The organism is Microcoleus sp. B4-C2 (assembly GCF_036705265.1).
Taxonomy (GTDB): Bacteria; Cyanobacteriota; Cyanobacteriia; order Cyanobacteriales; family Microcoleaceae; genus Microcoleus.
On record NZ_JAUBUB010000035.1, the window covers coordinates 25,599 to 37,636 of the forward strand.

The 12,038-nt window shown below is 45.7% G+C and carries 6 protein-coding genes; 2 read left to right on the forward strand and 4 right to left on the reverse strand.

Features of this window, described 5'->3' with window-relative positions; translation table 11 throughout:
* Nucleotides 1–81 precede the first annotated feature (81 nt).
* Nucleotides 82–261: a hypothetical protein gene (locus QUB20_RS12755; protein ID WP_333246519.1), complete on the reverse strand. Its 180-nt coding sequence runs from the start codon at nt 259–261 to the stop codon at nt 82–84.
* A gap of 283 nt (nt 262–544) precedes the next feature.
* On the reverse strand, nt 545–2,383 hold the full coding sequence (ftsH3, locus tag QUB20_RS12760) for an ATP-dependent zinc metalloprotease FtsH3 (protein ID WP_006633639.1): 1,839 nt from the start codon (nt 2,381–2,383) through the stop codon (nt 545–547).
* 502 nt (nt 2,384–2,885) lie between these two features.
* On the opposite strand from ftsH3, the gene QUB20_RS12765 reads away from it, so the two are divergent.
* Both QUB20_RS12765 and QUB20_RS12770 read left to right on the forward strand, forming a co-directional pair.
* The gene (locus tag QUB20_RS12765) at nt 2,886–9,635 is read left to right on the forward strand and encodes a glycosyltransferase (protein WP_333246517.1); all 6,750 of its coding nucleotides are present in this window, start codon (nt 2,886–2,888) and stop codon (nt 9,633–9,635) included.
* A gap of 340 nt (nt 9,636–9,975) precedes the next feature.
* Nucleotides 9,976–10,542: a DUF7638 domain-containing protein gene (locus QUB20_RS12770; RefSeq protein ID WP_333055411.1), complete on the forward strand. Its 567-nt coding sequence runs from the start codon at nt 9,976–9,978 to the stop codon at nt 10,540–10,542.
* Here QUB20_RS12770 and QUB20_RS12775 read toward each other — a convergent pair.
* Both QUB20_RS12775 and QUB20_RS12780 read right to left on the reverse strand, forming a co-directional pair.
* On the reverse strand, nt 10,534–10,728 hold the full coding sequence (locus QUB20_RS12775; RefSeq protein ID WP_333246515.1) for a hypothetical protein: 195 nt from the start codon (nt 10,726–10,728) through the stop codon (nt 10,534–10,536). The genes QUB20_RS12770 and QUB20_RS12775 overlap by 9 nt on opposite strands.
* Nucleotides 10,729–10,846: 118 nt before the next feature.
* Nucleotides 10,847–11,740, reverse strand: coding sequence for a CNNM domain-containing protein (locus tag QUB20_RS12780; RefSeq protein WP_333246513.1), 894 nt, complete (start codon nt 11,738–11,740; stop codon nt 10,847–10,849).
* Nucleotides 11,741–12,038 lie beyond the last annotated feature (298 nt).

Below are 12,038 nucleotides of genomic sequence, written 5' to 3' on the forward strand. Positions count from 1 at the left end.
ATGATGAAACCACAGAGGACACAGAGGATACAGAGAAAGGGAAGAGAGAGATGAATAATTCCGATGCCAACGGATTTGATATTAGTTGAGTCTCAAGGCTAAAAAGTCGTGGTGCTGCTTGACTTCCAGTACCAAGACGATATCTGGGAGGATGTTGAGGACTGTGTGATTATTGAATCTAGAAAAGATGAACCAAGATTTCCCTGGGAAGAATTTAAGCGCTAGCTGCTGGAAAAAGGTATGCTGAATGTCTGATATCATGTCCTATCGATTGACCGTAATATCGCGGCCGGGCGGGTTTTTGAGATTGTCAATTATTGGCCGATATTATTGGTGAACCCGCCCCTACCTGATTTCGGGCGAAGCGACCGGACATAATATCATTCTTTAGATTTAATCTAAAATCCAAAATTTAAAATCTAAAATCGATCGATCGCACTCATAAAAAAATCGGGGCGATTCCAGACAATCCCAGAATCACCCCAATTATTGATTTCAAACTTTAGATTTAATCTAAAATCCAAAATTCCCAATCCAAAATTGATTAGGCGATCGTCGCCATTTTCACATCGCTATTAGCTAACAAATTTTGCAATTCATCAGCATCCACAGTTTCCTTTTCAACTAGCATATCTGCCAAAGCATTAAGGACGTGGCGGTTGCCGACGAGTACATCTTTAGCGCGACGGTAAGCTTGTTCTACCAACAAACGCACTTCATCGTCGATCGTCGCTGCGGTTTCTTCAGAGAAATCGCGTTCGGCCATGATATCGCGACCCATGAACATATTGCCTTGTTGGCGACCGAGAGCTACAGGGCCTAGCCGATCGCTCATTCCGAAGCGAGTCACCATTTGCCGCGCTACTCTTGCCACTTGCTGCAAGTCGTTCGACGCGCCAGTCGTTACTTCTTCCTCGCCGAAGACAATTTCTTCAGCAATGCGGCCGCCCAAAGCTACCGCCATTTGATTTTGCAAGTAAGACCGAGAATACAAGCCAGAATCCATCCGATCTTCGCTGGGTGTGAACCAAGTCAAACCGCCAGCGCGGCCGCGGGGGATAATGCTAATTTTCTGCACGGGGTCATAATCGGGCATCAGCGCGCCGACTAAAGCGTGACCGGCTTCGTGGTAAGCTACCAAAGTTTTGCGCTTTTCGCTCATCACGCGGTCTTTCTTTTCCGGGCCTGCGAGCACGCGGTCGATCGCATCGTTGACTTCATCCATCGAGACTTCGGTCAAGTTGCGACGGGCAGCTAAAATTGCTGCTTCGTTGAGTAGGTTGGACAAATCCGCACCTGTGAAACCGGGTGTCCGGCGGGCAATTTTTTCCAAGTCCACGTCTTTGGACAAAGTTTTGCCGCGGGCGTGAACGTTGAGAATTTCTAGGCGGCCTCCGAAGTCGGGGCGATCGACTACAACTTGGCGATCGAAGCGACCCGGACGCAGCAGCGCCGCATCGAGCACGTCGGGGCGGTTCGTAGCAGCAATCAAAATGATGCCAGTATTGCCCTCAAAGCCGTCCATTTCGGTCAGCAACTGGTTCAGGGTTTGTTCCCGTTCGTCGTTACCACCGCCCAAACCAGCGCCCCGCTGGCGGCCTACGGCGTCAATTTCATCGATGAATACGATACAAGGAGCGTTCGATTTAGCTTGTTCAAACAAGTCGCGGACGCGGGAAGCACCGACACCCACGAACATTTCCACAAATTCTGAACCGGAAATCGAGAAGAAGGGAACGCCTGCTTCTCCAGCCACTGCTTTTGCGAGCAGGGTTTTGCCTGTTCCGGGAGGGCCCACTAGCAGCACGCCTTTAGGAATTTTTGCTCCGACTGCGGTGAAGCGGTCTGCATTTTTCAGGAAGTCCACGACTTCTGCGAGCTCTAGCTTGGCTTGTTCGATGCCAGCCACGTCGCCGAAAGTCACCTGAGTTTGCGGCTCCATTTGGACTCTAGCTTTGGATTTGCCGAAGTTCATGGCTTGGTTGCCGGGCCCGTTTTGGGCGCGCCGCACCAGGAAAAACAGTCCGACCAAAAGCAGAATTGGGAAGAACAGGCTGCTGAGGGCTTTTACCCAGAAGCCTTCGTCGCTTTGGGGCAGAACTGAAATATCTACGTTATTTTTGGTCAGGATGTTGATCAGTTCGGGGTCGTTGGGCAGGTTAACGAGTACCTTGTTGCCGTCCTGGGCTGTGACCAGGGCTTTGCTGCGATCGGAACTGATATTTATTTTGTCTACTCTCTTGCCTTCGACTTCCTGAATGAATTGACTGTACTTCCAAACTTCCCTACTTGGGGGCTGTTTGTCAAAAAATGCCGTTGCTAAGGCAATGACTACAATAGCCAGCAGTGCGTACAGGCCAGCGTTTCTCCAGCGTTTATTCACCGAGGTCGATCCTCCTAATTTTTAGTCCCTGTGATTTGGGATTTTTTATTTATGTTCATCAATCTTAACGTAATTGTAACTTGTTTTTGTGTGGTGAGGATTCCCGGCCATGCTGCGGCGGTCTCAGGTGAGGTCGTGGGAACGGAACAGCCCTGGGCGCTGTCTGGAGATGCGGCTGCTGTCCTCACGAGTTACCTATAGCATGAATTAAACTTTGTCAAGCCTTTAGTAGAAGTAATTTTTAGGGAGCTGACTCCTGATAAGATATCTGAGTCGGGGCTGCATTGGTGTAGGATGTTCCTGTTGATTCACAAGTTGTATGTATACATAACGGTAAACCCTTGAGGAACCGTCCGAAGAGTTCAATCGTCAGCATAAAAACAGTCTAGCCGATCGCACTGCAATCACTTAGGACTATTATAAACTTAGTTAAGTCTCATAAATATTCGGCATTCCAACACAGGCAGTTACTTGAATAAATTTGTAAGTTTAAATAATTAAAATGAAATGCAATATTTGTGATTTTCCAACCAACACCTTTGCTGCTGCTAGGGTACTAAAAAAATATAACGTCGAGTATTTTCAATGCTCAAATTGCGGCTTTGTTCAAACGGAAGAACCCTACTGGCTTGAGGAGGCTTATTCAGAAGCCATAGCTAGCAGCGACGTGGGAATGTTATCGAGAAGCACGATGTTCTCAAACGCCGCCAATAATATTATTTTTAATTTATTTAATCACCAGGCTAAATTTTTAGATTATGGAGGTGGCTACGGTGTATTTGTTCGGATGATGAGAGATTTTGGATTTGATTTTTATTGGTACGATAAATATTGTAAAAATATATTATCTCAAGGATTTGAGGCAGACGAAAACAGCAGCTACAGCTACGAATTAGTGACAGCTTTTGAAGTATTTGAGCATTTTGTTAAGCCGCTGGAGGAGATCCAAAAAATCTTCAAATTTTCCCGCAATATTTTATTCAGTACCAAACTGCTGCCAGCCAACAATCCCAAGCCCAGCGAATGGTGGTACTATGCGCTAGATGAAGGTCAGCACATTTCTATTTATACCAGCAAGGCACTCTCGATAATTGCCGAAAAATTTAATTTAAACTTTTACTCTAACGGCGATTCTTTGCATATTTTTTCAGACAAGGAAATTCAGCCTCAACTTTTTCATAGCTTATCATCTTACAAAGAGCCGGAATTGAAAAAACCCTCATTACTCCAACAGGATTACGAGGAAGCCCTGAGAAAAATCGCAGACAGAGAGAACCGCAAATCAATGATAACTCCCGCAGCCATGCCTCCTACTAAAACAAGTAGAAAAATTGTTATAGACGGCGTATTTTTTCAGCTCAACAGCACTGGCATTGGTCGAGTCTGGAAATCGCTGCTAGAAAACTGGGCAGAAAATGGTTTTGCCAAACAAATTATAGTTCTTGACAGAGCGGGAACCGCCCCCAAAATTCCCGGCATTCAGTACCGGAATGTAGCTCGCTACGACTACAGCCAAACCGATGCTGACCGCCAAATGCTCCAACAAATCTGCGATGAAGAAAAAGCCGATTTATTTATTTCTACTTATTATACAACGCCTTTGTCAACGCGATCGGTCTTCATGGCTTATGACATGATCCCAGAGTTGATGGGACAAAATATTGGTCATTCCGAGTGGAGAGAAAAGCATTGCGGTATCCGCCACGCCTCGGCCTACATCACCATTTCCGAAAATACAGCCCGCGATTTAGTAAAGGTTTTTCCGCAGATTTCTTCAAATTCTGTCGCTGTAGCGCACTGTGGCATGGATGCCAATTTTTGGCCAGCCGATAGAGAAGAAATTTCAGGCTTTAAGTCAAAATACAGCATTACCAAGCCCTATTTTCTTTTGGTAGGCGAAAGGGTAGGCTGGCATGGTTACAAGAACGGGATATTATTCTTCAAAGCCTTTTCTCAACTTGCCAACAAGTTTGACTTTGATATAGTCTGTGCAGGTGGCAAACCTGTATTAGAACCAGAGTTGAAATTGTACTGTTCTGGGAATACTGTCCACACCCTGCAACTAAGCGACAGCGAACTGAGAGCTGCTTATTCTGGTGCTTCAGTGTTAGTTTATCCGTCGAAATATGAAGGCTTTGGGTTGCCAGTCCTTGAGGCAATGGCTTGCGGTTGTCCAGTCATCACCTGTCCAAACGGTTCGATTCCTGAAGTAGCAGGACAAGCAGCGGTTTATGTAAACGGGGATGATGTTATTGGGCTTGTCAATGCTTTGCGGGAAATACAGCAGCCCGCTGTCCGCAACTCATTAATTGCGGCGGGTTTAGAACAAGCTAAGAAGTTTTCTTGGTCGAAAATGGCTGCAATTGTTAGCTCAGCTTTGGTTCAAGTAGCCGATCGCGCACATTCGGAGAATGCTTCCGTTCAACAGCAAACTGATGCAGCTTTGCAGAGGGAATTCGGGAATGCTGAGAACTCCCAGCCTGTCCCGTCCGCTTTTAAAGTATCTGCGATCGTTTCTACTTACAATTCCGAAAAATTTATTCGCGGCTGCTTGCAAGACTTGGTAGAGCAAACGCTCTACAAACAAGGTCAACTCGAAATCATAGTAATTGACAGCGGTTCCCAAGAAAATGAACAGTCTGTTGTGCGGGAATTTCAAGCGAAATATGCGAATATTGTGTACGATCGCACTTCTGACCGCGAGACATTATATGCAGCCTGGAATCGAGGCATTAATATGTCGCGCGGAGCTTACATAACTAATGCTAACACCGATGACAGACACCGCCCCGATGCCCTAGAATTCATGGCGAAATACTTGGATGAAAATTCCCCAGTAAGTCTGGTTTATGCTGACCAATTAATCACCAGCACAGCTAACGATACTTTTGCAAAAACCCAAGCCCAAAAGCGTTGGAATTGGCCAGCCTTTGACTACAGCGAACTCGAACGGCGCTGCATTATTGGTTCCCAACCGATGTGGAGAAAATCGCTGCACGAAAAATACGGCTATTTCCGAACCGAATTTACGGCGGCTGGCGATTATGAATTTTGGCTGCGGATTGGCAAAAGCGAAAATATTGTGCACTTGCCCGAAATTCTCGGTTTGTACTATAAAAATCAACAAGGTTTGGAACATGGATCGCAATTATCCCAGCAAGAAGCTTACCAAATATGGGATGAATACGGCATCCGCCAACGAGGGATCCTACATATTTCTTCGGTTCCTGTCTCGGTTTTTGCCTCGGAACTGAATGCGTTACCTTATCGCACACCCCCACAGCCACTTATCAGCGTAATTATCCCGTGCTACAATCACGCGAAATATGTCAGAGAAGCTGTTGAAAGTGTTGTCAGTCAGACTTATCAAAACTGGGAGTGCATAATTGTCAATGACGGCAGCACGGATGATACCAGCAACTTCGCAAATTATTTAATTCAACTGTATCCTCAAACATCGATTCGCCTCATAGATAAACCCAACACGGGGCCCGCTGATTCGAGAAATGTTGGCGTTCAGCAGTCGTCAGGAAAGTTTATTTTATTCCTAGATGCTGACGATCGAATTCATCCGAATTTCCTAGAGGAGTGCTTGGAAATTTTATTAGCAAAACCGCAGGTGGGTTTTGTCTATACAGATATGCAGCACTTCGGAGCCAACTGTGATTTAGTTATCCACGGTGATTTCGATCCCAATCGGTTTTTGAGAGACAATCAAGCTCCCGTTAGTTCTTTATTTAGAAAGGGAATTTTCGAGGAAGTAGGCGGGTTAAAAAAAGTGATGAAGCTGGGATGTGAAGACTGGGAATTTTGGGTGTCGGCCTATGAAAAAGGCTGGTTAGGGTATCGATTACCTAAGCCTTATCTCTATTATAGGCAGCACGGTGACGGCTCTAGCCGAACCCAAAAAATGGCTAGCGTTCGCGCAAAATTATACTTAATGAGAGCCCTCATTATTCACCTGCACTCTCAACTTTACCAACCCGAAGAAGTCCGTTGGTCAGAGGAAATTTTGCAGCAACATAGCTACTTAATAGCTGATGAATTAGTTCCCGAAAACAAAATAGCGCAACTTTTAAATTCGCTATCTCAATACTTGGGAGAGTATCAAAAAGACCAGTCTAACCCAGTAAGCCTCGCTAACATCAGCCAATGTCGTACGCAACTTACCAATTATTGGCTGAATCTGCCCCCCGCTCAACTGGTAAATGCCTATGCTGGCGATGCAGGTAAGGCACATCAGATACTCCTGAAGAGCGACATTAAAGATGAACCGCTAACCCACGCAGAACAGAGTTTTGTTAATGAAGTAGCTGCAAATATTGCCAAAGGATTTAATGAGCCAAAAGCCATCAATTACCTGCTAGCAGCGATGCTTTACCGACGTGCAGATCAATTGCAGATTAAGTACGATCGCGCTCAAATTCCCAACTGGTTTGCCAATGACTATCTCAAATTTATGTTTGGCAGTCCCAACCTGTTTCAAACAGTTGGAGAAGCAGACAACTACTATGAATTTATGCAAAGATGGGTGAATTACATTCATAGCAATATATTCACCAATCCCGATTCGCAACTTTGGCAAAATATTGCCTTATTTTTCTCGCAAGTTGCGAACTTTATCCCGGTGTATTTTGCCACGGCAAACCTGCGCGATATTTACACCAAACGGGCGGAAATTATTGAGTTTTCGCTAAAAAATCGCGGCAGTTCAATTGATTGTATCTTCCCGGCGCGATCGCCAAATCGGACAAAAATCCGCCTCGGCATCATCAACGACCATTTCACGCCCCAAACCGAAACCTTCGCTACCATCCCGGTTTTCGAGCATTTAAACCGCAACCAGTTCGAGATATACCTGTACGCGCTCAACACCAGCGGCCACCAATTAGAACAATACTGTCAAAGTCGCGCCGACAAACTGGTTGCACTCCCGAAAGACTTTGCATCGCAAGTCAAAACAATCCGCGCCGACGACTTAGATATCCTGTTTTTCGGTACGAATTTAACAGCTATTAACAAACCGCTGACTTCACTAGCAATCCACCGTTTAGCGCGGGTACAAACTACATCTTTCTGTTCCCCGACAACCACCGGAATCCGGCACATGGATTACTACATCGCAGGCCAATTTACCGCGCCGGATGCTAGTTATCAAGAACAATATCGCGAACAGTTGGCTGTTCTCGAAGGCAGCGGTTTTTGTTTCAAATACGCAACAGAATCCGAAGTTGCTACAGTTAAACCTACGCGCCAAAGTCTGGGAATTTCAGACAATACAACCGTTTTTATCTCCGGCGCCAACTTCTACAAAATTCTGCCGGAGTTGAGAGAGAGTTGGGTAAAAATTCTAGCTGCTGTACCCGATTCAATCTTGATTTTATATCCCTTCGGGCCGGCTTGGACTCGCACCTATCCGGCGACACCTTTTGTCAACAATCTGAACGCTGCCTGCGCTAAATACGGCGTCAATAACAACCGCTTGCGGTTCGTAAAACAACTGCCAAGCCGCGCGGATGTGAAAGAATTTTTGCAGCTAGCAGATGTTTATCTCGATTCCTATCCTTATGCTGGGGCAACATCGTTAATTGATCCTTTGCAAGTAGGATTGCCGGCGGTGGTTGTGGAAGGAAATGCTTTGCGCTTCCGCCAAGGTTCGGCGATGCTGCGGGAACTGCAAATGCCCGATTTAATTGCCAATAGCGAAGCATCTTACATTCAGCTAGCCGTTACCCTCGGCACTAACCCGCAATTGCGGCAGCAAAAACGGCAGGAAATTCAGCAAAAAATGCAAGCTAATCCGGCTTGTTTTGACAGTGTTGCATACTCTGGGGCGATCGGCAAATTATTCCAAGAACTCTTTGGCAACTGGCAAACCAGCCACCTGGAAGCATCGCGCAACTTACAGGATAGCATTCCCAAGCAGCCAGCTTTGGACGAGATTCTCTCGAACACCGTCAACCTTTATCAGAGAAACTCCTCAAACATCTCAGCAATATCCGAATTGCGTCAAATCCGCAAACAAATCGCTGATTTTTGGCTGAACCTTCCCACCGAAAACCTCGAAGCAGCCTACAAAAGCGCTTCAGGTAAGAGCTATCAAATCCTGCTCAAGAGCGATTTTCAACGTCAAGCGATGATCGAAAGCGAGCAAATATTTTTGCAGCAATTAACCCAGATTAGCAAAGGATTAGTGCATCCCAAAGCTGTCAATGCCTTGCTCGCGGCGATGCTGTATTTCCCGCCGGGAACCATGCGAATTCCCGACGCTCGCAACCGTTTGCCGCACTGGTTAATTGGGGATTACGAACAAGTTTTTGAGATGGAAGCCACCGTCAAGTCTGAGTCCACTTCTGACTTGCTCGCTCAATATATTCAATCCCCGCAATTTGCGAATCAACTGTTAGGATGCGTCAATCTTTACCGCATCGATCCGTCTGACGAATCGGTTGTTTTGGAACTCCGCCAAATCAGAAAACAAATGGCAGATTTTTGGCTGACTGTTCCTTCAGAGAAACTCGAAACTTTTTACCGAGGAGAAGTTCGCAAGGGATATCAAGCAATACTCGGATGTGGCTTGCAAGCAGAATCAATGAGTGAAGCCGAACAAAAATTTTTGCAGAGATTGACTGAAATTAGTAAAGGGTTGGTGCAGCCTCAAGCTATCAATGCTCTGCTGGGGGCGATGCTGTATTTTGTACCCGGTAAAATGCGGGTTCCCGATGCTCGCACCCGCTTGCCCCAGTGGTTGGTTGAAGATTACGAAAAGGTGTTTGAAAGCGCATTTACGACAACAGAACCAACACTTGTCAAACAAGATTATCTGCCGCAGTTTCTCAATCAATTAACTGCTGCGGTCAATTTTTATGAAATCGATCCGACGGCTGAATTGGCAATAGCAGATTTGCGGGAGATTCGCAAGCAAATTGCAGATTTGTGGCTGAGCGTTTCCGGGGAACAACTGGAACTTTTGTACCGGAGCGATTTTGGCAAGGGTTACAAAGCAATGTTGGGCAGCGGGTTTATTAACGAGCCGCTGCATGAGAGCGATCGCGAGTTTTTTAACTCGTTGGTTGTTGAGTTGAGTAAAGGGTTTGGAGCGCCTAAAGCTGTAAATAATTTGTTGGCGGCGATGCTGTATTGTCGCCCTGGACAGTTGCAGGTTCAGGATGCGAATACTTGTTTGCCTCCGTGGTTGTTGGAGGATTACGAGCAGTTGGTTGGGGGTGCGGTGAAGGTGGCTGTGGGGTAAACGAAGGCGGAGTAGGCGATATCTGTAGGGAAACGGCACTGCCCATTAGTGTCAACTTAAGCTTTTAGTCCGCCAGTTCTCCCGCTCACCCGGCAGTCCGCCAGGGAATGAATTCCCTGTCTAATAGCGAAAGTCCTCTGAAAGAGGACTGAGAAGAAGAATTCTTAACTCATTAGTCCTCTTTGAGAGGACTTTCGCTTTGAGGCAGGGGTTTCAACCCTTGCCGGACTATGGGTTTTACCTTAAGTTGACACCCCTTGGGCACGGCGCCGTGTCCGTAAGAGGAGACGGCAGTGCCGTTTCCCTACTGGAATACGCTTGATTGTTAAGGGCAAAAGAAATGCTTCAATTATATAGAAACGGTGAAAATGGAGAAATAATTCGGGGTAAAGGGTTGTCGGCCTTTATACACAACGGCGACTACTACCAAACCATCATCCGAGTTTTTGAAGACGGTATGATCGATTGTTGGGAATGGGTTAACTTTGAGGAATTCAAAACCAAAGTTGCCGAGGGATGGGTTGTTACCCAAGTTCCCAAGGGTGCGAGGATAAGCTGTCACCATCTCTACTACGGAAATTCGACTTTAGAGTTTTATTATATAGAGATTGATGAGTTTGTAAAAGAAGTAGAAGATACCATCGCTCAGCTTCAGGGAAAGCAAACAGTTGCAGATACTTGTGTTCAAGCCTTTGCTAAATTCCTAACATTCCCAACAAAAGAAAATAAAAGTAGCTTGCGAGAAGCTTACAATGCTATTCCAAAACATCTGAGAATTTATGTTCTTGGCGATATGGATTGTAAAGATTCCGCTATCATAACCTGTGTCAAAGATACAGAAGTTTCCCAGGAAATACTAAAAAGCGTCTATAGGCGCTATGAATATATCTGGAAAAGGTTAAATTAAGCCAATATCTGAATCCTCAGTATTGTCCCAAACTGTATCTAGTGATGTTTGACTAGCTTGAAACCAAAACTCAGCTTCTTCATCAGGTAAGAGTGTTACTAATACTTTTGCCCCTTCGGGTAACTCTGATAACTCCAGCAGTTCAATTTTCCCTTGTCGAACAGTAGCCCAAAGTGTTTTTAGCATATCCACCTCATAAACTGTGCTTTATGCAATTTGCACATTTCTGGTACATTGTCGCACTGAGCGACTAATTACAACCTCACATACATAGATCGAGGAAGTATTTAAGCCTGATTTAGGATCAATTTAACACAAGTTCTGGCTGCTGAGTCTCAAACAAAGGGCGAGTTACCTGACGCAGCAGCACTGTTTCTAAACTGCCTTCTACTACATTTTCTGCTTCTATTTCCAACTCGCCCCACAATAGCCGATCGCCTTGATTGGGCATTTTACCTAAATTGTGGATCACGAATCCGGCGATTGTTTGGTACGCTTGGTTAGTTGGCAAGTTTAATCCCAGTTTTTGGTTAACGGCTGTCACTTCCCATACGCCAGAAATTAATGCCGAATGAGCATCTTTTTGAACGAAAGTTGCCTGGGAAGATGACACCAGCGGTTGAGACTCTTTACTGGTAATCCAACCAGTCAGCAGCCACACGGTACCGTTGAGAATTACTAGCAGCGGCCACAGTAATTTTGAGCAGAGTTCGAGGGCCGGCATCAGCAGCAAAGCGGTACGTTCTGGGGCGTGGGTTGCTAATACTTTGGGGATTAGTTCTCCTAAGACTATTTCTACGTAAGTTACTAAGATAAAAGCTACGGGAACTGCGATCGAATGAGCAGTCAGCACGGCCGACAAATGACCGATCGGCAATTTGTCGATCCACGGCTCAATCCAGTGTACAGTCGCTCCCTCACCCAACCAACCCAACAGCAAACTCCCTGCTGTTGTGCCAGTTTGGGTCACAGACAGGTAATGCGGTATGTTGTTTTGAGCTTGGTGGACGAGTTCGGCGGTTTTGGCGGTTGGGCGATCGTGCAAGTGGGCGAGTTGGCGGATTTGATGGCGATCGGCTGATACTAATGCTAGTTCTGACGCCACAAAAAAGGCGATTAAAAGTGTTAAGCCCACCAACATTGCTAAACTCAGCATTGTTTGGGCTACTTCTATTTCCAGGCAAGTAAGGTTGTTCAAGATAGATATCTAATATGATAGATGTTTTATGTTCATGCTTTTATTTTAGCTTGGGACTCAGATAGGTTTATCCCCCGACATTTCGGATATCCCCACTACCCATATTCCTAGGTGTGCATTGCACACCTTACCCGTAGAACTTGTGAACTCTTTCTCTTCTCTTCCTTCGCGCCCTTGGCGTCTTCGGGGTTCGTTTTAACTGAGATATTGCACCATTCTCAATTACTTTTTTAGGAACAGGCATCTTGCCTGTTCCACAAGAAAATTCATCTCTTGTGGAACAGGCATCTTGCCTGTT

What these genes read in the sequence shown, in the direction of transcription:
- QUB20_RS12775 (WP_333246515.1), bottom strand. Translation starts at nt 10,728, where the DNA reads ATGCTAAAAACACTTTGGGCTACTGTTCGACAAGGGAAAATTGAACTG.
- QUB20_RS12765 (WP_333246517.1), top strand. Translation starts at nt 2,886, where the DNA reads ATGAAATGCAATATTTGTGATTTTCCAACCAACACCTTTGCTGCTGCT.
- QUB20_RS12755 (WP_333246519.1), bottom strand. Translation starts at nt 261, where the DNA reads ATGATATCAGACATTCAGCATACCTTTTTCCAGCAGCTAGCGCTTAAA.
- QUB20_RS12770 (WP_333055411.1), top strand. Translation starts at nt 9,976, where the DNA reads ATGCTTCAATTATATAGAAACGGTGAAAATGGAGAAATAATTCGGGGT.